Source organism: Coprococcus sp. RTP21204st1_G4_RTP21204_210225, assembly GCF_040915385.1.
Classification (GTDB): domain Bacteria; phylum Bacillota; class Clostridia; order Lachnospirales; family Lachnospiraceae; genus Allocoprococcus; species Allocoprococcus comes.
Genome location: NZ_JBCPDP010000020.1, coordinates 26,036 through 49,483 on the forward strand (window position 1 = coordinate 26,036; position 23,448 = coordinate 49,483).

At 43.3% G+C, this 23,448-nt stretch carries 15 protein-coding genes and 3 tRNA genes; 1 reads left to right on the forward strand and 17 read right to left on the reverse strand.

Going from position 1 to position 23,448, the window contains the following annotated elements:
• Window positions 1–22 precede the first annotated feature (22 nt).
• The 12 genes from AB5213_RS14485 to AB5213_RS14540 form a co-directional block, all read right to left on the reverse strand.
• Window positions 23–2,629 carry a histidine kinase dimerization/phospho-acceptor domain-containing protein gene (locus AB5213_RS14485; protein WP_368276864.1) on the reverse strand — a complete coding sequence of 869 codons (2,607 nt, stop codon included), beginning with the start codon at window positions 2,627–2,629 and terminating at the stop codon, window positions 23–25.
• Between the two features lie 8 nt (window positions 2,630–2,637).
• Window positions 2,638–3,336 (reverse strand): response regulator transcription factor, encoded by a 699-nt coding sequence (locus AB5213_RS14490; RefSeq protein ID WP_008371016.1) that lies wholly within the window; start codon window positions 3,334–3,336, stop codon window positions 2,638–2,640.
• Between the two features lie 148 nt (window positions 3,337–3,484).
• Window positions 3,485–8,818, reverse strand: a complete 5,334-nt coding sequence (locus tag AB5213_RS14495) for a sugar-binding domain-containing protein (protein WP_368276865.1) — start codon at window positions 8,816–8,818, stop codon at window positions 3,485–3,487.
• A 102-nt stretch (window positions 8,819–8,920) separates the two neighbouring features.
• The gene (locus AB5213_RS14500) at window positions 8,921–9,190 is read right to left on the reverse strand and encodes a hypothetical protein (protein WP_008371021.1); all 270 of its coding nucleotides are present in this window, start codon (window positions 9,188–9,190) and stop codon (window positions 8,921–8,923) included.
• Window positions 9,191–9,212: 22 nt separating this feature from the next.
• Window positions 9,213–10,283 (reverse strand): beta-methylgalactoside transporter, encoded by a 1,071-nt coding sequence (locus AB5213_RS14505; RefSeq protein WP_008371023.1) that lies wholly within the window; start codon window positions 10,281–10,283, stop codon window positions 9,213–9,215.
• A gap of 30 nt (window positions 10,284–10,313) precedes the next feature.
• Window positions 10,314–11,831, reverse strand: coding sequence for an ATP-binding cassette domain-containing protein (locus tag AB5213_RS14510; protein WP_334291743.1), 1,518 nt, complete (start codon window positions 11,829–11,831; stop codon window positions 10,314–10,316).
• A gap of 116 nt (window positions 11,832–11,947) precedes the next feature.
• Window positions 11,948–13,081 carry a galactose ABC transporter substrate-binding protein gene (locus tag AB5213_RS14515; RefSeq protein WP_022220686.1) on the reverse strand — a complete coding sequence of 378 codons (1,134 nt, stop codon included), beginning with the start codon at window positions 13,079–13,081 and terminating at the stop codon, window positions 11,948–11,950.
• 232 nt (window positions 13,082–13,313) lie between these two features.
• The gene (locus tag AB5213_RS14520) at window positions 13,314–14,333 is read right to left on the reverse strand and encodes a substrate-binding domain-containing protein (RefSeq protein ID WP_368276866.1); all 1,020 of its coding nucleotides are present in this window, start codon (window positions 14,331–14,333) and stop codon (window positions 13,314–13,316) included.
• A complete protein-coding gene (locus tag AB5213_RS14525; protein WP_195255209.1) occupies window positions 14,320–16,044 on the reverse strand; it encodes a sensor histidine kinase in 1,725 nt (574 codons plus the stop codon). The genes AB5213_RS14520 and AB5213_RS14525 overlap by 14 nt, the downstream gene beginning before the upstream one ends.
• Complete coding sequence (locus AB5213_RS14530) at window positions 16,031–17,626, reverse strand: response regulator (protein ID WP_117835912.1); 1,596 nt, start codon at window positions 17,624–17,626, stop codon at window positions 16,031–16,033. Before AB5213_RS14530 ends, AB5213_RS14525 begins: the two co-directional genes overlap by 14 nt.
• 197 nt (window positions 17,627–17,823) lie before the next feature.
• Entirely contained in the window at window positions 17,824–18,312 is a 489-nt protein-coding gene (locus AB5213_RS14535; RefSeq protein WP_008371036.1) for a QueT transporter family protein, read from the reverse strand.
• A 398-nt stretch (window positions 18,313–18,710) separates the two neighbouring features.
• Window positions 18,711–18,781 (reverse strand) — tRNA-Gly (locus AB5213_RS14540).
• Window positions 18,782–18,929: 148 nt separating this feature from the next.
• Here AB5213_RS14540 and pepI point away from each other — a divergent pair.
• Window positions 18,930–19,811 (forward strand): proline iminopeptidase, encoded by an 882-nt coding sequence (gene pepI, locus AB5213_RS14545; RefSeq protein WP_368276867.1) that lies wholly within the window; start codon window positions 18,930–18,932, stop codon window positions 19,809–19,811.
• Between the two features lie 224 nt (window positions 19,812–20,035).
• Here pepI and AB5213_RS14550 read toward each other — a convergent pair whose 3' ends face one another.
• The 5 genes from AB5213_RS14550 to AB5213_RS14570 all read right to left on the reverse strand — a co-directional run bounded on the left by AB5213_RS14550 (window position 20,036) and on the right by AB5213_RS14570 (window position 22,951).
• A complete protein-coding gene (locus AB5213_RS14550; RefSeq protein ID WP_022220300.1) occupies window positions 20,036–20,617 on the reverse strand; it encodes a xanthine phosphoribosyltransferase in 582 nt (193 codons plus the stop codon).
• An 80-nt stretch (window positions 20,618–20,697) separates the two neighbouring features.
• Complete coding sequence (locus AB5213_RS14555) at window positions 20,698–21,576, reverse strand: aldose 1-epimerase family protein (RefSeq protein WP_368276868.1); 879 nt, start codon at window positions 21,574–21,576, stop codon at window positions 20,698–20,700.
• A gap of 134 nt (window positions 21,577–21,710) precedes the next feature.
• Window positions 21,711–21,796 (reverse strand) — tRNA-Leu (locus tag AB5213_RS14560).
• Window positions 21,797–21,864: 68 nt separating this feature from the next.
• A tRNA-Tyr gene (locus AB5213_RS14565) sits at window positions 21,865–21,946 on the reverse strand.
• A 90-nt stretch (window positions 21,947–22,036) separates the two neighbouring features.
• Window positions 22,037–22,951 (reverse strand): C39 family peptidase, encoded by a 915-nt coding sequence (locus tag AB5213_RS14570; RefSeq protein ID WP_167531620.1) that lies wholly within the window; start codon window positions 22,949–22,951, stop codon window positions 22,037–22,039.
• Between the last annotated feature and the right edge of the window lie 497 nt (window positions 22,952–23,448).

Below are 23,448 nucleotides of genomic sequence, written 5' to 3' on the forward strand. Positions count from 1 at the left end.
CCTTACGCCCCATATTTACCTGTTACTGTTCGACTTCCTGATAAACATCTTCCGTTTCTTTTGGAACCGGGAAACGGATCAGTACCTTGAACAGATCTCCGTCGAGATATAACTCGAATTTTCCCCCTTGAAGCTTTGTCAGATTCTGTGCAATCGAAAGACCAAGCCCGCTTCCTTCCGTGCTTCTGGATACATCTCCACGGATAAATCTTTCTGTCAGTTCATCTGCCGAAATATTCAGCGGCTGCTCTGATACATTCTTGATCGTAAGCTGTACTTCCTCACCTGTCTGAACCAGATCCACGTATACACGGCTTCCCTCCATTGCATATTTTGCCGCATTGTTAAATACATTTGCAAGAACTCTCCACATTCGTCTGCCGTCTGCGTAGATTGTTGCCGGTTCGGTCGGAAGATTCATGATCATTTTCAGATTCCTTGCCTCAAATTTTTCTTCAAACTCTGCACTGGTCTGGTTAACCAGCTCAACCAGATTAAGATTCATCATTTCCAGGCTGATATTGCCACTGCTTACCTTGGAAGCTTCTACCACATCCTCGGTAAGTGTCTTCAGACGATATGCTTTTTCTTCCAGAACCTGAAGATAATTCTGGATCTTCGGATCCTCAAAATCCTCTCTCTTTAAAAGGTCCACATAATTAATGATTGATGTAAGCGGCGTTTTGATATCATGGGATACATTTGTGATCAGATCCGTTTTGAGGCGTTCATTTTTTACGCTCTCTTCTACCGCCCGGTCCAGTCCATCTCCGATCTTATTGATGCTGACTGCTGCTTCAAGCTGTCCGCCTTTGAGTCCATTTAACGGAATCTGATAATCAACCTGACCGTCTGCGATTGCTTTTACCCCTTTGATGATCCGCGCTCTTCCGATGGCTCTGCGCATCAGGCAGAAAAATGCCCCCGCCTCTGCCGCAAGCATTACGAACAGCCAGATTCCCGGCTCCCACATGGCGATCGCGATCCAGTGAACTACAACCAGTACTCCAAACAAAATCGCAGCTTTCCAGACCTCCCCCAGATGCCGGATCCCAATCCGGACGTATTTGATGATCAGACATAAAATACTGTTCTTCCACAAGGTCTTTGCCTTGATCCTTCTTACCATTCCAAGCCAGAAAGTAAGTCCTGTCATGCAAACGCTTACCGCAACAATCCCTGCAAAAATCAGTACCGATGTGCCATTTAAACCATCTCCGCTAAACCAGACTCCGTTCAGCAGACTGTAACTTAAACTGATTTCCCCGTAAATACATATCACCATAACTGCAACCGACAAAAGAATAAAGATTTCTGTCTTCATTTTATCGACCCGATTTAACACAATGCCTTCTTCCCGGTTTGATCTGCCTGCAACAATTGTCAGCCATGCCAGAATTACAAGCATTGCAAATCCGGTTGCAATCGCAATCCAGAAAGTAAATCTTACCTGCGGTGCATACTCCTGATAAATCTTGCTCTCCTGATAAAAGTCATCCTGGATTGGATAGGAAGTATCTACCGCGAACACGCATTCGTAATTATCCATCCACATATTGCCACCGATCAGTGATTTCCACTGTGATCCGTCCATACCAATATCACTCTGGTACTCAGTAAGCTTTGGTGTGGCAACCGCATATACTCCCAGCTTTTTCATACTTTCCAGATTCTTTTCCCATTCATCAAATCTCTGATATGCAAGACGGTTGGTATAAACTTTTTTATTGTCCAGATCTACAATCATATATGCAAGATTGGTATTATCTTCTTTATATTCTTCCGTTACATACTGCCACGTCAAAAATTCATCCCGTACACTGTCCACAGTATTTCCAAGCATGGACATCGCATCACTTAACTTGCCGTTCCATCTGGAATCCTTGTTCACAACTTCCAGAAGATTCTTCGCGCCCACCGGTGCACAGTTTTCGGAAACTTTTTCTCCGTCATACCGCCAGCACTTTGTGTAGACCTGGCGATTTTCACTGTCCAGAATATTGCGGTAAATACTTGCGGAGCTCTCGATCCAGTCATTGATCAGAGAATCGATCACTTCTCCGGTGCTTTCCAGTGAATATTCATCTTTTGCCTCATCCATATTACCAAACTGAAGGTTCCCGTTTTTAAATTCCCGACGAAATTCTTTTTCATAATAATAATGGTAGGTTCCGTCATCCTTCTGGCAGACGATGATCTCATCATCATTGTCTCCATCTGCCATCTTGGTCCCGTCTGCGTAGTACATCTCCTGATCGTTTTCCCAGTAATTCACAAGATCACCAAGACGGTATGCAAGCCCATTTACATTTTCATTTGAAATCTTACGATCTGAATCATATTCTTTCAGATCTACAATTCTGTTTTCATCATATTTTCCTTCTGTTTCAAAATTGCTGTCGTATCCTTCCGCAGCCGTAATATCATTTGCAGCACTCATCAGCTTGTCGGTAAACCCTTTTGACTGATCATACTTCTTATGTGGCTTTTCAAACAGGATTCCTGCCAGATTATCGCCCGGATAACTGAATGTAAAAACCAGACATGTGATCATCACCACCGCTAAAATATGCTCCAGTACGATCAGGATTCCTTTACATGGTGCGCTCTGATACCATTTGTTATTCATAAGACCTCCTAACCGATCTTCTCTACCTTATATCCGACACCCCATACTACCTTCAGGTAACGTGGCTCTTTCGGATTGATTTCGATTTTCTCCCGGATATGGCGGATATGTACGGCAACGGTATTGTCCGCTCCGATTGCTTCTTCATTCCAGATATTTTCGTAAATCTGATTGATAGAGAACACCTTTCCCTGATTTTTAACGAGTAACAGTAATATATTGTATTCAATCGGTGTCAACTTCACTTTTTCGCCGTCCACAGTCACTTCTTTCAGATCATCCCTGATCACAAGTCCCCCGGTCCGGAACTCGCTCTGGTTGTCAGATCTCGCCGTACTTCCAAGCTGGGTGTAACGTCTGAGCTGGGATTTTACCCTTGCTACCAGCTCCAACGGATTGAACGGTTTGGTCATGTAATCATCTGCACCGATATTCAGTCCTAAAATCTTGTCCGCATCCTCTGATTTGGCGGATAAAATAATAATCGGAAGGCTCATGTTTTCCCGGATCTTGAGTGTCGCCCGGATTCCGTCCAGCCGCGGCATCATCACATCCATGATCAGAAGATCAACTTCATTTCTTTTCAATACCTTGATTGCTTCGTCGCCATCATACGCCTTCAGGACTTCGTATCCTTCCTGCGTCAGGTAAATATCTATTGCTTCTACAATGTCTTTATCATCATCACATACTAATATTTTTGCCATCTTTTTCACCTCCTCTATACTATACAAGATTAACAGAGATTTTTTAAGAGATAGGGCGGGATTTTCTTAAGAATTTTTTGAGATTTGAAAATAAATACTCCCGGCAAATTTTACCTTGCCGGGAGTCCTTTAAATGTCTTCTATATTTTTAAAGACGTTTCTTTTTTCTGATTATTAAAACAGTGGCGACTGCCAGAATTGCTGCTGTCATTCCGATTAATGGGAATACCAGATTATTTCTGTCTCCTGTCTGCACTTTTCCTGAATTCTTATTGGAAGAATTGCTGTTGTTATTGTTGTTATTATTTATGATGTTATTTACTGTATTATTACCACCACTGCTTCCGTTATTGGAATTTGATCCGCTTCCACTTCCTGTTCCACCATTGTTCTCACTGCCGGATCCATTTCCTGGTTTTGGATCTTCTGGGTTTGGTTTCTCTGGATTTGGGTTTCCCGGTGTCGGATTCTCCGGATCCGGCTTTTCAGGTCCTGGTTTTTCCGGCGATTCTACTCCGATAAACACAACTGCTGATTTTCCGCCATAAGCCACAGTAATTTCTTTTACTTCTTCTGTAAGTGCAGTATCCAGACCTGGTTCAAAACCAAACAGTCCTGCGGTTTCTTCGCTATATACCAGTTCTTCCTCTGAATCATCATCGTATACCAATTTCAGCGAAAGACCGGTCGGATCGAAGGTTTCTCCTGATTTGTAAACTGTCTTTCCGGGCTGACTCTGGATATACACAGCACTTAACTCCGGGGCTTTCTTTACAATTTCAAATGTACGCTCTACAACTCCGCGGTAATTTACAATTCCGGTAACAATCACCTTACCTGTTCCAAAAGCTGTATTATTTTCATAGGACAGTAGATAATCCACTCCGTATCTCAAAGTCTCTTCTGCGCCGTTTACCGTTCTCTTGACTTCTACCTGTGGATATACCGGATTCTGTTCATCTGCTTTCGCAACCTCTGTTTGTTCCGGAACTGACACTGTGACCTGGCTGTCTTCTGCCGAAATATCTACACGCTTGTCCGCCTCACGGACACGAAGCTCTGCAACTGCCATGTGTGCATCATTTCCAGATTCCGCATAGGTATGGATTCCCACCAGTCTCACATATTTTGCTTCTACCGGTTCGTCAAATTCTGCTATTTTCCATTCAAGCGTCCTGTCCCAGGTACCGCCTGCAATATCGGTCCATTCATCTTCCTGATTCAGTTTGTACTGTACTTTATACTCACTGACAAATCCATTCATATTGCCACCACGCGGATAATAGCGAAATGCATCCAAAACTGCCGGTTCTTCCAGTTCCAGTCCGATCCAGCGTTTTTCTACATCCTGTGCATCATTTGTACGCCAGTTTGTATGCCAGTGCGTTCCTTCATCTTCATCCAGAATGTACTCTGCCGGTCCTTCTGTTCCACTGCCATTATACTCACTTTCTGCAAATGCAGTGAGCCTTCCAATCGGATAATCTCTGTCACCGGATTCTGGTGTCTCTTCTGTCTCTTCTCCAAGACGGAGTTCAAATACATTTCTTGTATTGTGATCTTCTGACTCAACAATGATCTTCTTGATATTGTTGAAAGTCGGAAGAATAGTCACTGACGCATTATCGGCTGCTTTTGCCTCTACCTCTGCAAAAATAGCAGGTGTAGAATAGCTTCCCTGTGCCAGTGCACTTTCCGGTACCGGATTGCCATTTACAATGACTTCTTCCAGCTTCGCTGTCGTATTCGATACGAAGCTTCCCTGTGCCACCTTCAACTCGATCTCAGTAAGTGCAGTACAAGGTTTCCATCTGGTTCCTGTCGGTGCACTTGCGTTCGTAAGCTTGAATTTGATAAAAGTCGCTGTCGTCGGTGTGAAATCATACGTATATGGTTTTACCCGTCCACTTTCTTCCCCGATCGTCTCCGTTACTGCAAGCTTGTTCCAGTTGGTTCCATCCTCTGAAACCAGAATCTCTGTTGTTCCTGCATCCGGATAACGCATACTTCCGCTGTCCTTTGCAAAATGCATCACAATCTGTCCTAGTCTCTGCTGGGTTGCATACTCAAATGTGATCTCTGCTTTACTATTACCATTCTGGGAACTCTGCCAGTTGCTCCATGCAGTCGGGTTTGCTCCTCCACTTGTGTTATCACTGATTGTTGTTGATCCGTCCACAATTGCAGAAAGTGTATCTGACTGTTCGCCTTCCGGAATGCTCTGTGTCAGATTCATTACCTTTCCGGACACGCTGCTTCCAACTGTGATCTGCTCTGTCTGTACACGGATTGTTGCACTTACCGGAATTTCATCACCGAGTACATCTGCTGTCCCATTTACCGTAACAATTCCTTCTTCTGCAAGCTGATCAGCCGATATGTCATCCCAGTTTACTCCAAATGAAGCGGTCAGAATGGTTCCGTCTGTAAGAACCGCCGGCCTGGATTCCGGAAGAATCGGTACAGTTCCAACTGGTGTTGAGGTTGAGTAATTCAGAAGTCCTCCAACTTCATCAATAACATTTACATTGACTGTTACCTGATGTCCTTCAATCTGCCCCTGCACATTAAAGTTTCCTGACTGCTGTACCATCTCCTCTCCGATCGCATCCCATGTCACTGCTTTGCTTTCTTTGCTTCCATCAGTATAACGAGTTTCAATCGTTGTCGGAAGTACCGGGATATTTCCAGTCTTGACATAATAGGTCTTTGACATCCAGAAACTGTCGATCTCTTTTTCTTCTGGTGTGCCATCTGATACAGAATAAGTTGTGACGGTTGCTGCTGCACTTTCCAGTCCATCTGCCGTAGCTGTCACAGTAAATGAACCACCAGTTTTCGTAGACTGCACGATTGCCAGAACTTTTCCACTGAATGCTTTTCTGTTATCTGCAAGATAAGAATCGTGATCCGGAGAGCTTCCGTTATCTACACCAACCAGAACTCCATCACCTTCTACGTTAAATGTAACGCGGTTTTCTGCATCCGGAACAATATTTCCATTCTGGTCTGTCACATCAACTGTCACATAAGATAAATCTTTTCCATCCGCAGCAATCTCGGTTCTGTCTGCTGACATCTGCAATTTTGCAGCTTCGCCAGTCGTTGTCACGCTGGAACGTCCGTCTGTATTTTCAATGATATTTCCATCTGCGTCATATGCAACGGCCTCCAGTGTTCCATCCGCATACGGAACCTTCCAGGTAAGATAAAGATTCTTATGCTCGGTTCCGTTCTTATCTTCTCCCTCGTAAATCTGATAGGTATAACCTGCAGCTGTTGTTTTCTGTGTAAATGCTTTCTTTCCAAGAGACTGTCTTTCTCCACCTGCCGGCGTAAAGAACAACTCGACCGATGCTGCATCCGAATATACAACTACCGGAACCTTTCCACTGTTGTCTTTATAGACTACATTTTCATTCCATGCCGGAAGTACATGTAAGGTGTGCACCTGATCATTCCACTGACTCTGATAGAAGTAATAGCTGTCTTTCGCAAAGCCTGCGGTATCCACGATACCAAAGTAAGAGCTCTTCGGTGCCGGCCAGCTTCCTACTGATCCTGCTCCGGTTCCATTCCAAGGTGTCGGCTCACCGATATAATCAAATCCGGTCCAGACATATTCTCCTGCAAGGTAATCTCTTGTAATCGTTGTATACCATGCATCACTTGCTACACTGCCCCAGCCTACAGCAGAATTATCATAGGATGTAAGCTGCTTGTCGGAAGTCTGGCTTCCACCGTTGATCCGATTATAGATTCCACGGCTGTTGATCGCAGAAGCAGTCTCAGAACCGTACATCAGCCATTCTGGATGCAATTTATGCCAGTTGTCATACTGCCAGCCTGCGCAATAGTTAAATCCAACGGTTCCACCTGCTGCATTTAATGTATTGCCAATACTTTCTGCTTCACTCCAGTTGGCTTTCAGCTTGTTATCTCCGGTTGTCATCGGTCTTGTTGTATCCAGCTCTTTTACCCAGTTCACCAATTGCTGGGCAGTTGCCGGATAATTGGAAACGCCACCGCTGATTCCTTCCATAACCTCATTTCCAAGAGACCACATAATGATTGATGGTGCATTGTATCCTCTCTTCACCATTGCTGTCAGGTCAAACTGTGCCCAGGTCATACCGTCCCCTGCACCTAAAATCTGATTGTCCCCGTCGATTTTCTGATTGAACCATTTTGCATAGTCATTACTGTTTCCATTTTTTGCATAAAGCCAGGTATCGAAAGCTTCATCGATCACCAACATCCCCTGCTCATTGCATGCTTGGATCAGCTCATCAGCTGCAGGGTTATGTGTCACTCGAATCGTGTTACACCCCATCTGCTTCAGGATCTCAATCTGTCTTGCAATTGCGCGGGCATTTGCCTTTGCACCAAGTGCTCCCTGATCATGATGCATACATACACCTTTTAGTTTTGTATTCTGTCCGTTCAGCGAAAATCCTGTATTGTTATCAAAATCAAAATACCGGAAACCATATTCTGTATCGTAAACATCTACTGTATTTTCTCCAAGCTTTACTTCTGTTCTTACAGTATAAAGTGTCGGACTGTCCACACTCCAGAGCGCCGGACTTTGTGCCTCAAGTGTTATTTCGATTTCATCACTTTCTCCGGATGCAACAGTTTTAGCTTCGGTTGTCACTGTTCCGATTGCTGCACTTTCATCTTTGCCTTTTGGAAATACCGTGTGCGTCAAGGTTACAGCCTGTTCATCTTCAGAATCATTCACAACCTGTGTGCGGACATCCATATTGACAGTTCCACCCTGTTCTGCTTTCAGGTTCTCAGTCGTAATCTGCGTCCCCTCAAGATCCACATGAACCTTTTCTGTCATGGTCAGATTTACACTTCTGTAAATACCACTTCCGGAATACCATCTGCTTGAAGGCGTCTTGTTCTCCACCTTTACTGCAATTGTATTTTCCTCACCATATTTCACATAGTCTGTTATGTCAAATGAAAATGGTGTATATCCGTATGGATGTGTTCCAAGCTTTTCTCCATTTACCCATACAGATGCATTCATATAAACACCGCTAAAATCAACACGGATCTCTTTTCCTTCCGCAGCTTTATCTATGGTAAAACTTTTCCGGTACCATCCTGTTCCCCCTGGAAGATATCCACTTTCTGCTTCCATAGATTTTGAATAATCCTGTTCAATGCTGTAGTCATGCGGAAGCGAAACCTGGCGCCATTTCGAGTCGTCGAAATTTGCTGTCTGCGCATTTTCCACATCTCCCAGATTGAATTTCCAATTACTGTCAAAATTGATCGTTCTCTGATCCGTCGATTTCCCGTAATTGCTTACGTAAACCGCTTCCGGATCTGAACTCATCTGTGTCTGTGAATTGGATCTTACTTTCACCTCTTCACCTGCCGCCACAGGCAATGTCATTCCCTGTACCGTGAACAATGCCGCAAGGCAGGCAGCCCCGGCACGGACATACCTTTTTCTTGTTTTCATCTTTTCCTCCAATGTTTTTATTCCTCTTTATAGACACAAAAAGACAGGGGGGTGCTATTACTCTCCTGTCTTTTTGTTTTGAGGTCTTGTCCTCGTTATGAGCTATTCCTCATTACGATCTTTATCTGTACTCTGATTCTTTTTCATGTTTTTGTAGACATTTATAGTTCCAAACCCGATCAAACCAACACCAACTATCAGAAACAGAATCGTCGCCACGATCATAACAAGCTGCTCATTACCATGACTTGTGGAAATCGCCCTGAACATCTGGTATGCCAGTGTCAGCAGATAAAACCCGGCCATTGCATAAATCGCCAGTCTTGCATTTTTCTTCCATCCGTCATTCTCCGGCATCTTATTCTCGTCCATAACATTTCCCAGCCTTTTCTTTTTATTTTCTTACCAGATATTTTCTCATATCAATTGCACATGCGATCAGAATAATCAGACCTTTGATCACATACTGCATATTCTGACTTACTGCCAGGAACTGCAGTGCAACGAAGATGATTCTCAGAATGAACACCCCTAAAACAACGCCGCTGATCTTACCGGTACCACCTACAAAAGATACACCACCGATTACACAGGCGGCAATCGCATCACACTCGTAGTTCAGACCTGTATTTGCCTGGTTGGAACCGATACGTGCAGATTCAATAAATCCAGTGATACCATACATGCATCCTGCAAGTGTATGTACCAGAATGGTTGTTCTCATAACATTTACACCAGATACATTGGCAGCTTCCGGGTTGGAACCAACTGCGAACATATTCTTTCCAAATGTTGTCTTATTCCACATGAACCACATGAATACAACTACGACACAAGCGTACCATACATAGTTCGGTATCGGAACGCCACGGATCTTTAAGAAACTTCCTGTTACAAAATTCTTAAAGGATTTGTCCAGTCCGGAAAGTGGCTGTCCGTTGTTACCGTTCAGCATAATGTACATCAGAAGGATTCCGTATACGATCAGCTGTGTTGCCAGTGTTACAATGAATGGATGTAAGTGGAATTTCGCTACGAAGAATCCATTTACCCATCCAACAATACCTCCGACTACGATTACGATCAGAATAACCAGTGGTATCGGAAGAACCGGAAGATCCGGGAAAATTTTGGTTGCATAAGTTACTGACTGCAAAAGTGATGCAGAAATACATGCTGTAAGACCTACAACACGTCCGGCTGAAAGGTCTGTACCGGTAAGTACGATCGTTCCTGCAATACCACACGCGATCGGAATGTTCGCTGCAGACAGCGAGATAATGTTAACAATAGATGCCACGCTCAGGAATCTGCTGTTCTGTGTGTAAGTGTAAATAACTGCGATAATGATCAGAAGATAAATCGCATTATTGATAAGTCCTTCTTTCCACGCTTTTACCTTGTCTGCGGAATCCAGTGCTTTGTATTCTGCATAGCGTGATTTTATATTTGCAAATGCTTTCATCTGGGAAGCCTCCTTCTTTTTGTTTGAAAATTACACATACTTTGCTGCGTAAGTCATGATCAGTTCCTGTGTCGCCTCTTCTGCGTCAATCTCTCCGGCAAGTCTTCCACCGGACATAACCATGATACGGTCACAGATTCCGAGAAGCTCCGGCATTTCTGAAGAAACTACGATAACTACTTTGCCGCGGTTCGCAAGATCGATGATGAGCTGATAGATCTCATACTTTGCACCGACATCGATTCCTCTTGTCGGCTCATCCAGAAGCAGTACTTCCGGATCGGTAAGAAGCCATCTTCCAAGGATAACCTTCTGCTGGTTTCCACCGGAAAGTGCACGGATCTTTGTCTCCTGCGACGGTGTCTTTGTCCGCAGCGCATCAATATATTTCTGCGTATCTTCTTTCATGGATTTTTCACTCAGATAAAATCCTTTTTTGTGTCTCTTTAAGCTGGAGATAACGGTATTTTCACGAATGTTCAGGATGCCGAAGATACCGGTTGCTCTTCTCTCTTCTGTCAGAAGTGCAAATCCGTTCTTGATCGAATCCTGTGCATTCTTATTGCTGACTTGTTTTCCGTCAAGTTTTATCGTTCCTGATTTCCTGGTTGCAATTCCAAAAATTGTCTCCAGAGTTTCTGTACGCCCACTTCCGTCAAGTCCGGCAATTCCAAGAATTTCTCCTTTTCTTGCTTTGAAGGAAACATCATTCAGGATCGAATACATTCCGGAAAGGTGTTCCACTTCAAGCGCTACATCGCCCGGTTTATTTGTCTTTGGCGGGAACTGATTGGTAAGCTCACGTCCAACCATCAGGCGGATGATATCATCCATCTCCAGATCATCTGCTTTCTCGGTTGCTACCCAGGTTCCGTCACGCATGATCGTGATTTCGTCTGAAATCCGTTTGATCTCTGCCATTTTATGTGAAATGTAAATGATTCCGCATCCTCTCTTTTTCAGCATCTCAATGATATCAAACAGATGCTCTACTTCCTGCTCTGTAAGGGAAGAAGTCGGCTCATCAAATACGATGACTTTTGCATTCACAGATACTGCTTTTGCAATCTCTACCATCTGTCTCTGTGATACCGGCATCGTACTCATGATCCTTTTCGGATCTACATCAATTTTCAATTCTTCAAATACTTTTTTTGTGTCGTCATAGATTTTTTTCTCATTTACCATGACGCCGCCCACTTTCGGGTAACGTCCGAGCCAGAGATTATCCATGACGTTTCTTTTGAGCGCCTGGTTCAGTTCCTGGTGAACCATTGCAACTCCATTTTCAAGAGCTTCTTTCGAATTCTTGAAATTAATCTCTTTTCCCTCCAGCTCAATCTTGCCACTGTCTTTGTCATAAATTCCGAAAAGGCATTTCATCAGTGTTGACTTTCCGGCTCCATTTTCACCCATCAGTGCATGGACAGTGCCTGCTTTAACTGTCAGGGACACATGATCTAATGCTTTTACGCCCGGAAATTCTTTACAGATATCCGTCATCTGCAGTAAAACATCCTGTTTCATAGCTGTCCTCCTGTCTCTCATCTTCTAATCTCGCATACCTTTCGAACCTGCCGCTATGCAGTTCCATCCGGCTGCGTCACAACTTTAGAAAAGGTGGCTGGCCAACCACCTGGCCGCCACCTTTATTTTTTACATTTTTATTTTCCTGAGTATTCCTGGTAAGGAATGAAGATCTTGTTGCTTACTTTTTCGGAAATATTGTAAGAATCTGTTCCATCCATCAGATCTTTTCCACCTGCTGCATTCTTAGCAAGGTCTGCGATACAAGCTGCCATACCATCTGCATCCTGTTTAACAGTTGCTGTCATCTTGCCATCAGCGATCAGCTGTTTTGCTGCGTCTGTAGCATCAACACCAAATACCGGGATCATCTTGCAGTCTTTGCCTGTTCCAAGGTTGTATCCCTTATCATTCAGAGCTGAGACTGCACCCTCTGCCATACCGTCATTGTTGCAGATAACAAGTTCGATCATGTTATTGCTTCCTTCGTTGTACTGGGAAAGGTTGGTTGTCATATAGTTGTTAGCTGCTGTTGCACTCCAGTTACCATCCTGGTCAACCTGATATTTGTCACTGTTAGAAGCGTCAAAGTATTCCAGTGCCGGTTTGCCGGCGTCTGTGATGATCTTATCTGCATCTTCTACAGCAAACTGTGTACGGTAAATAGCTTCTGCATTTCCGAGCTGTCCCATGAACATTGCGTAAGAGATCTTTCCATCTCCGTTGAGATCCATTTCATCAAAATGTTCTACTACATAGTTACCGATCATTTCGCCCTGCATATGTCCTGCTTCCGGAGCGTCTGTTCCTACGAATGCGCACTTTTCATAGCTTCCAAGTACATCGCCTTCTGTCTTGTCATCTTCGATCGCACGGTTAAAGAAAATAACCGGGATTCCTGCTGCTTCTGCTTTTTCAACGATCTGAGAAGAAGCATCTACAGAACCAGATGTAACGATGTTGACGATCAGTGCTGTAGCACCTGTCTGGATCGCTGTATCAATCTGTTCGTTCTGTGTTGTCTGGTTGCTGTTTCCATCATAGTCCTGATATTCAACACCCATCTCGTCAAGTTTTGCATCGAGTGCTGTACGGACAGATGCGATATAAGTATCAGAATAGGTATAGTAGAATACTGCGATATTAGCGTCTGATGATTTCTTATCACTGCTTCCACCATCACTGTCACTCTTACCGGAGCCCCCGCATCCTGCAAGCATTCCAAGTGCCATCACACCTGCGAGCATCGCTGCTACAATTCTTCTTTTCATAATTTCGTTCCTCCTTGTATAACGTTTACTTGATGATACGAGTATAACAAGAAGGGAATAAAACACCCATGTGAAAAACTACGAGGAGTTTGTGAATTTCAACGTTTATATAAATTTTTACTTAATTTCGTCCATAAATGTTTCAAATGCCCAATTCTTTAAAAAGCTGTAGTCCAAATATTTTTCAGACTACAGCTTCTATACTTCCGAGCAGCTACAAACATTTCACCCGTTACTTTTCTTCAAATGAAAACAGCGCCTTCTGGCTCTTATCATCATACATATTTTCTCTTGTCACCAGAATACTGCTGGTTGCCGTCTCTTTCTTTTCCGGCTTCTGACCATTCAGTAGTGTATTGATCTGCTCAATCCCCAGGTATCCCATCGCATATGGGTTCTGGACGATCAGCGCATCTACATTTCCTTTTTCCAGCATTCCAATGGATTTTACGTTACTGTCAAACGCAACAACCTGCGTCCGCTCTCCGGCGCCAAGTGCTTCTACCGCATCCCCGACTCCAAGGGTTGTCCATTCATTAAATGTCACGATCACATTGATCTGCGGATTGTCAAGCAACATCCTCTCGGTGCCCTCTCTTGCGTCGGTGATCGTAGACTTCACATTGATGGACGCCGTAATATTTGCCCGGTCATCATTAAGAACCGTATCCCGGAATCCCTTTTCACGAAGCTGCCCGTTCTCCGTACTCTTATCAAAATTTACGATTCCGATATTTAGATTTTCCGCCGGATTGCCAAGCACTTCTTCTCCTGCCATACATCCGGCTTCATAATTATTTGTACCAATATAGCATTCCACAGCCTCACTGTTTACCGGACTGTCCACAACCACAATTCTGATTCCTGCCTTTGCCGCACGGTCGATTGCTTCCGCATTCTTTTCAAAATCAATGGCAGAGAACAGAAGTGCATCTACCTGTTCCCGGATTGCCCGGTCTATCATTTCATTCTGCGCCTCATAATCTTCCTCACCGTCTCCATCCGGTCCTTCGCACACCAGATCCAGATTATATTCCGCACTTGCCGCACCGGCTCCCGCATATGCAGACTGCCAGAAAGAAGAATCCATGGATTTTGTCAGAAACACTACTTTTTTCTTCTCGATGACGCTATTTGTACTGCCTTCTTTTCCTTCCCCAAGTCCGTCACCCGTCAGGACAAAAAACAGAATTGCAAGTAGGATCACACCTGCACCAATTGCAATAAATGGTTTTCTTCTACTTTTTCTCATATTCTTCCTCCCTGACCTTCGGCATACGGATCGTCACACAGGTTCCTTCATCCAGCTCACTTGTGATATTCAGTCCATAATTGCTTCCAAAATAAATCTTGATCCGGTCATTTACATTCTTGATTCCGATTCCGGTACGGTCTCCCGGCTCTTTGCGCAGAATCTCCCGGCACTGTTCTTCCGTCATACCGATTCCGTTATCCTCCACCTGGAAAATAATATCTTCTCCATCCTCAAAAATACGGATCCAGATCTCACCCTCATCGATCATCTGCTTTACACCATGATAAATTGCATTCTCGATAATTGGCTGCAAAGTAATTTTGTTACAAAGATACGAAAGGCACGACTCTTCCACCTCAAATGAATAGGTAAATTTGTTCTTATACCGATAATTTTCAATCTTCAAATAACTCTTTGCATGTTCCACTTCTTTTTCGATCGGAATCAGCTCATGCCCTTTACTGATACTGATACGGAACAGCCTTGCAAGTGCCGTAACCATCTCTTCTGCATCTTCATTTTTCCCGTCTTCACACATCCATGCAATCGCATCCAGTGTATTATACAGGAAATGTGGATTGATCTGCGCCTGAAGCGCTTTCAGCTCTGTTTTCCGCAGTGTGATTTCTTCCTGTCTGACCTGCTCCATCAGCTTCTGGATCTTCACAACCATGTGTTCAAACGAGTTAGATAAAGTCGTGATCTCTGTAGTTCCCGCCATCGGCTCAAATACAAAATTTTCAGCATTTTTTTCAAACCGGTGCATGTCATCAGCAAGCTGCCTTACCGGTGCTGAGAACAGTTCTGAAAATGCCCATCCGAGAAGAAAGACTGCTCCCATAACCAGACACAGGACGATCAGAAGTCTGGATACCGCACTGCTTACCTTCTCCGTAATCATTTCATCTACATAGCAGACACCTACAATTTTCCAGTCACAGTTCTCCAGATTTTTCACAGTATAGATCGCCTGTTCCTGAATATGTGTCCCTTCTTTTAAATCCATTCCCTTCTCTTCTTTTAACCCGGAATAAATGAGCTGCTGCTGTGGATGATAGATCAGATTGCCTTTTTTGTCCGCGATATAGGCATAGCCGTGCTGCCCGATCCCTACATCATCAACATAATTGGCAATGTCAGAAAAACGGATGTCAATATTTACCTGTATACTGGTTCCGTCTTCTTTCTGAATCTTCTGGTAAACGGTTACAACCCATGGATAATATCCCTCAAACAAAGATTCCACATATGGTTTGGTTATACGCAGCCTGCCATCGTCATCTTCCATTTCGGTACTCTGAACAATGCGATAATTCTCTTTCAGCTTCTGCCCTCTGTTCCAGTAACGCAGAAGCTCCCCATCTTCACCACAGATTGTTACCGCTACTACATCGGAACGGATATTTACCAGATTCTGGATATATTCCTCAGAATGATTATTCTCATGACGCATTCTCGCCACGATCCCTTCCAGTATGATCCGCATATCCTGTGTATAATTCTCAACCGTATTCTGTACCTGTTCACAGCTCTGGGAACTGCTTGTCACTGCACTTTGCTCCATTGCATTCCGATAAATCTGAACAAAAATAAGCGTTGCAGCCACTACCGAAATCAGGACGATTCCCATTACCATTGCAATAAACACACCGGAAATAGATATATTCCATCCCTTGTGCTGATCTGCTTCTTTTTTACGCCTGTTCATGTTCCCTCCTGTATTTGTTCGGTGATACTCCAGTCAGCTTTTTGAAGCAGTGGCTGAAATAATACTGATCCTTATAACCACACAGCTCTGTAATCTCACCGATCTTCATACCGGTACACTGCAGAAGCTCCATTGCCTTTTCAATTCGTTTTTTCGTCAGGATCTCAACCAGTGAACTGCCTGTCGTCTTTTTTATCAGACTGCTGAGATAATTCGGCGACACCCCGATCTCTTCACTGATGATCATAACAGACAGATCCTGTTGGGCATAGCGGTCCTGTATGATCTGCACTGCCTGCTCGCAGATCACCTCGCTGCTCTTCTTTCTCTGATCCATAAGCATTTTTTTAGCCTCCATACACAGCATTTTTATGATCTGAAAATTCTCTGCCATACGTTCCATTTCACGCATCTGCTGCATGGAATATTTTTTCTGAAGAACTTCTACACCACATTCCCCGATTGCCATATAAATAACCTTATATACTGCCGCCCCGATCTCAGTCAAAAGTATCGTACTAAGTACCAGTGTATTCTTGCCTCCATTTCGCAGTTTCTTTTCCAGATCATCCAGATAAATCTCCAGATCCTCTGCCATTCCACCACGTAAAAAATTCTCCATCGTTGCTGTAATTTCCTGTATTTCTCCCTGTTCCAATCCCGATCCGTGCTCTGCATCGGAAATGAAATAGACACTGCTTTTATCCTTTCTGGAATAACTGAGCGCATTCATTGCCTCCAGATAGCTCTCTCTGCATTTTCCAAGAGTATTCACACTCCTGCTTACCCCGACCTGACAGCAATATCCCATAATACGCTCCACACTCTGAACAATTTCTTCTACAATAATATGTAAATACTTACCCATACCTCCCGGAGTCGTCGCGATCAGCGATACCACTCTTCCTTCCAGATGGCAGCTTACATAATGAACATATTTTTTCAGGATCATATCAACTGCATTTACACTGCTATAGCTTGTCTGATCCTTTCCATTTGCATCACGGATTCCGGTTACAAGCACCACGTACTGCATATTATCCGGCTTTGGATTACGGATCAGCTCACATTCCTCTGCCCGCTCAAGAAGTGCCTCTTCGGACACCCGTTCATTCTGAAAGCTGTCGAGCAAAAGCGGAATAAGGAATTGCGTCTTGCGGATGTCCAGCTTCTCTTTTCTTTCTTTTGTAAATTCTTCCACTCGCTGATCCATGGCTTTTTTAATCTTTATCAATTCCGCCTCGATCTCTTTTGCTGAAATCGGCTTCAGCATATAGCTTACAATATTATATTGAATTGCCTGCTGCGCATAGGTAAAATCATCAAATCCACTTAAAAATGCGATCTGTACCATTGGGCGAACTTCCCTGACCGCCCGTGCCAGCTCAATCCCCGATAAAAATGGCATCTTGATATCGGTAAGAAGCAGATCTGGTTCCAGCTTTTCAACCAGTTCCAGCGCGTCTGCACCATTTTCAGCTTCCCCGACCACTTCAAAACCAATCTCTTCCCACTTTACCCTGCGAACAAGACTTCTTCGGATTTCCTCCTCATCATCAGCAACAACAACTGTATATTTCATATTTCTCCTTTTTTCACTTACTGTCAAACTTTCATCTGGTTACAGTTTCTCTTTTTATATTATAGAAGATTCATATCCACTTTTCCATAAATATATCTCCACTTAAATTTGTAAAATTCTACGATTGTATACACAATAATAGTATAAAAAACGGACAGGCTGAATAGCTTTTCAGTCTGTCCGCTTTTTACATCTTCTTATGCTGTTTTAAAAATTACATTTTTATAACGATTCAATGCAGTATAAAGGACTAATCCAAGCACACCACATCCGACAACTTCTCCGACACCAACTGTCAACATCATAAACGGAATTGGAAGTGCTACTCCATATCCGTAACGAAGTACAAACGGAACGATTACTGTGTTAGCAATAATCGGTGGTAACGGTGCAAGGAAACGGTTTTTGTTACGAAGCTGATAAGTAAAAAATGCTCCGATCAAAGTTGCAATGCTTCCGAAAATGATATCCGGCAGGATTGCTCCTCCGAGAATGTTTCCAACAATACATCCAACGAAAAGTCCAGGAATCGCTGCCGGTGTAAATACCGGAAGGATCGTAAGTGCTTCTGCAATACGTATCTGTACTTCTCCGAATGAAAATGGTGCAAATACATAAGTAAGCACCACGTAGATTGCAGCGATCATCGCTGCCTGAGTCATAAATGCTACATTCTTGTTCTTCATATGAAATTCTCTCCTCTAGTTTTGTTTTACGAGTGGAAGGTCACGAACACTCGATTCATTTTCGCGCAGCAATGAGTCTGGCGTCCATGCTTACATGGACATCTGACGAATGCCGCGGAAGGCATATACTGTAAGTATATGACCTTACGCCGGGAATCGGCGAAACCCTTGTAAGACCTTGTTTTTAGGGGTTTTGTAACGGGTGTTAGTATAGCATGGGACGGATGAAAAATCAAGGTAAGTACCAAAAAATTTACGACACTGGTAAACATTTCGTTCACCCTTATAATCGAGCCGACATTTTAACGTACCAGTCAAAAATGACTAAATTTTTCTCTATAAATCAGGAGCCCGGTCACCACTTTGGCGACCGGGCTCCTGATTTAAAACATAACAAAAGCGGGTGATGGGAATCGAACCCACGTATCCAGCTTGGAAGGCTGGTGTTCTACCATTGAACTACACCCGCATGACTCTTATTATTATATTCATCATTCAACTGTTTGTCAACAATTTTTTTATTTTTTTTATTTTTTTATTTTTCCACTTTTTCTTTCCCTTACTTCATTCTGATGTTATAATGAAGAGACTCAGTGTACTGATAGGAGGGATTAAATATGAAAATTACAGAAGGCTACATGCCTTATCTTGGATACAAAACCTACTACCGTATTGCAGGCGAATGCTCCGGCAATAAAAAACCACTCATTCTGCTTCACGGAGGACCTGGTTCTACACATAACTACTTTGAAGTACTTGACCGGCTTGCTGATGAAGGTCGTGCAATTATTTCCTACGACCAGCTCGGCTGCGGTAATTCTTATGTAGAAGGACATTCAGAACTCTGGTGTTCTAAAACATGGATGAATGAACTAATCGAACTCAGAAAATATCTCGGACTTAATGAACTTCATCTTCTCGGACAGTCCTGGGGCGGAATGCTCTCAATCGAATACTTATGCGATCACAAACCAGAAGGGATCAAATCCGTTATTCTTTCCAGCACCCACCCATCTTCCAAATTGTGGGCCCAGGAACAACACCGGATGATCAAATTCATGTCCCAGGAAGATCAGGACGCCATTGCCAAAGCTGAAGCAACCGGCAATTTTGACGATCCGGCATATCTCGCAGCCAATGAACGCTTTATGCTTCTTCATGCCGCCGGCGTACCAAAAGACACCGATCCTGAATGCCTGCGCCGTCCAAAAAAAATTGGAACAGACTCTTATATCACCGCGTGGGGACCAAATGAATACACGCCAATCGGAAATCTCAGCAACTATGAGTACCGTGACAAACTGAAAAATATCAAAGAACCGGCACTTATCATCAACGGAACCAACGATCTGTGCACTCCACTGGTTGCAAAGACCATGTATGACAGTATCCCGAATTCACGCTGGGAACTTTTTGATGACTGCCGTCATGTATGCTTCGTTGAAGATACCGACCACTATTGCAGGCTTTTAAATGAATGGATGGAGCAAAACGACTAAACCTGCTCAGCGTGATTGGATATATTGTTATCTTTGACTCTTCACTTTCCATGTTTTTCTATAACCGCTCGTGGGCCAGCTAAAACAAATATCACTCTCTTTTTGTATATCAAAAAGTGCAGATCCCTGTGAAAATACAAATCTGCACTTAGCTCATCATATACGCAAAAGACGCATATTCCCGACAAAATTTTTGTTCAGGCATATGCGTCTTTTTGCACTTTTTACTGCTCTCTGAAAGTAATCTCACCCGTCTCACTGTCCATAGCTTCTACAATCGCAAGTGATTCCAGCGGATATCCAAGGTTGCGGATGATTCTTCCGCCGGACTGGAATCCTTTTTCGATCACAATTCCAATTCCCTCTACAGTTGCACCTGCCTCTGTAACCAGCTGAATCAGCCCCTGCAGCGCACATCCATTCGCAAGGAAATCATCAATAATGAGCACATGATCTTCCTCTGAAAGAAATTTCTTTGCTACAATTACCTGGTTCTTGCATTTGTGGGTAAATGATTCGACTTCTGCTACATACATCTCCCCTTCCAGATTGATGCTCTGTGTCTTTTTTGCAAATACAACCGGTACATGAAAATGCTTGGCTACAATACAGGCAATCCCGATACCAGAAGCTTCGATTGTCAGAATCTTGTTGATATTCTTATCTGCAAATCTCTTCTTGAATTCCGCTCCGATCTGGTCAAATAATTCAATATCCATCTGATGATTCAGAAAACTGTCCACCTTAAGAACATTTCCCTCTTTCACGATTCCATCTTTGACAATACGTTCTTCCAAAAAGTTCATCTTACGTTCTCCTCTTCCTTTAATATTCCATGTATTTTTTTCATTGTATCAGTCTGAGCCATGAAACGCAACCCTCTGCGCTATTTTACCAGAATCTTATAATCCTTTTCAAAAATATCGCCCGGTTCCAGTTCATTCCCCCACTCCCTGTTTTCCAGAATATGGTCAAAATCTTCTCTGTCACTTCTTCCATACCATGGCTCAATGCATACGAAAGGTGCGTGTTTTTTTGCCGGAGACCAGATTCCAAAAAGCGGTGCCTCAAATTCTACTTCCAGATAAACCTTTCCATCTGCATCCGCAAGACCGATCCTCTGTGCCTGATGATTTTCAATAATAAGTGCATCCTCATCAAATAAATGTTCCTCAAGCTTCAGACATTTTCCGAAAAGATTTAAGATTTTTGTCCGTGGACAAAGTGCACCTTCTTCATTCAGGATGCTGCTCATGAGCGGTCCTTCTGTATCAAATACCAACTGACAATCCTCCTGCTTTTCTCCTTCTTTCAAAGGACAGTTAAATGCCGGATGCCCTCCGATCGAAAAATACATCTTCTTATCATTTGGATTTTCTACTTTCCACATTACTTCCACCTGACGTCCGGAGAGTCTGTATCCTACTTTCAGAATAAAATGAAATGGATATTTTCCCAAAGTACTTTCTGTATCTTTCAGTACAAACCAAATCTCTTCTTCTGTCTGGCTCTCCAGATCAAATTCCATGTCTCTTGCAAAACCATGCTGTGACAGCGTATATGTCTTTCCTTCGTATACCGACTGCTTCTGCGCATAATTTCCTACGATCGGGAAAAGAACCGGTGATGTTCTTCCCCAGAACTTTGGATCTGCCTGCCACAGATATTCCTGCTCTGTCTTATTGTCTTTTAGCGATTTCATTTCTGCGCCTGCTGAAATAACAGTCAGTGTAAGTTCTTCATTTTTCAGTTGATATGCTCCCATTTTTATGCCTCCATTCCTTTCTGTATCTACTTTTCTGCCTCTACGCCGGCAAATTGCGTATTTAACAGAATCCCGGTTAAACAAAAAGCAGGAGAAATGCTGTAAATTCAACGTTTCTCCTGCTTTTCAAACACTGCCGCAGACCGGAATCGAACCGGTACGGGTATCACTACCCACGGGATTTTAAGTCCCGGGCGTCTGCCAGTTCCGCCACTGCGGCAAGAGATGCTCAAACGGTTTTTGCGAAAAGCATACGCGCTCTGCACTGTCTTTTCAACCTCGCATCAATGGGCGGAGGTGGATTCGAACCACCGAAGCAAATTGCAGCAGATTTACAGTCTGTCCCCTTTGGCCACTCGGGAATCCACCCATTTTGTCTCTCGACAATATCTATTTATATCATAAATAAAAGAAAAGCGCAAGGGAATTTATCCAATTCTCCTGCACTTTTTCCAAATTTTTATACCCAGAATGACCACGCTGCATTCATCTGATTTATAATTGTATTCAGATCCCATTTCTTACGGCTGTTGATCTTACTGTTCGGATCATTGATCAGTACCTTGCCCTCCTCTGTCAGCCCGGAAAGGACGATAAAATGTCCCTGGTTTGTAAAATCACCCGGTCCCATACTGCAGATGATCGGATGTCCTGCCGAAAGCTCGGATTTGAGAGTGTCTTCTGACCAGTTTGTAAGCTGTGCAGAGTTTATTCCAAGTTCTGAAGCTCCTGCAGTCATAAGCGTCCAGTCTGTTCCGACTTCATCTACATAATATCCCATATTGACACTCATATCTGCCACATACTTCGGTGTAAATGAAGTATTGCCTGTAAGTCCTGTCGCCACCATGGAAAGGCTGGTCGGTCCGCATCCACCCATTCCGATATTCTCGGAACCATAAGATGCATATCCCCATACTTCGCTCCACTGGAAATATACCGGAATATGGTTCTGGATTCTGTAATCTTTCAAATCTACCGCCTGAAGTCCCTGCGCACTGAGTTCTTCCTCTGATCGTGCTGACTGTTCCGGATAATCAATCACCCACTGCAGTGCTTCCTGATGATCAAACAGCCATGTCAGCAGATCATCGGAATACTTTTCTCTGTTCAGAATGATTTCCTTCGTCTCCGGGTTTTTCTTATATAATTCGCCCAGCTGGTCTTTATACTGGTCAGAATCCAGCACCTCCTGGACTTTCTCAGCTTCTATCTCTTCTGGTGTCTTTGTTTCTGTCTCTGTCTTTGTCTTGGCAGAGGATGTCTTTTTTGCAGATTTCTTTGCATTTCCACTTCCACAAAGCATCAGGATCACAGCCAACACGATAATTCCTGCTGCTGCAAGAATGCCTGCTTTATATAGCTTTCTTTTCATCCTTTGTACTTCCCGCTTGCGCCTCGCTATTTTTTTCTGGCGCTGCTCCGCTCTTTTCCTGTCTTCTCTCATCATATGTCTATGGTTCTTCCTTCCTTAAACGACATCTCGTTAATGTTTGTTCCTTTTTACGCATATTTCAGCCTTACTTTAACATATTTCTTCATGAGAAAACAGTCTTTTCCGACAAGTTTAGAATTTTTTAAGTTTAAAGCTCTGTATAATTACTCTCCAGAGTTACCTCTGTTTTGATCTCTGTGATCACCTTTCCAGCCTCATCTTTTACGGAAATCACAGTTCCACTTTCTACCTGTGAATCCAGACTCTGACAGATAGACTCTTGGAACCGGATGGTAGAACTTTATAAAATAATCGATTTCCCGGAAAATCTGTGAAAAAAATGAAATAAAAAAGCCAGGCATTTTGATATGCTACCCTCATATAGGACAATGAAATATAAAAGTCCTATATGGGGGTATTTTCATGTTCAGAAAGAG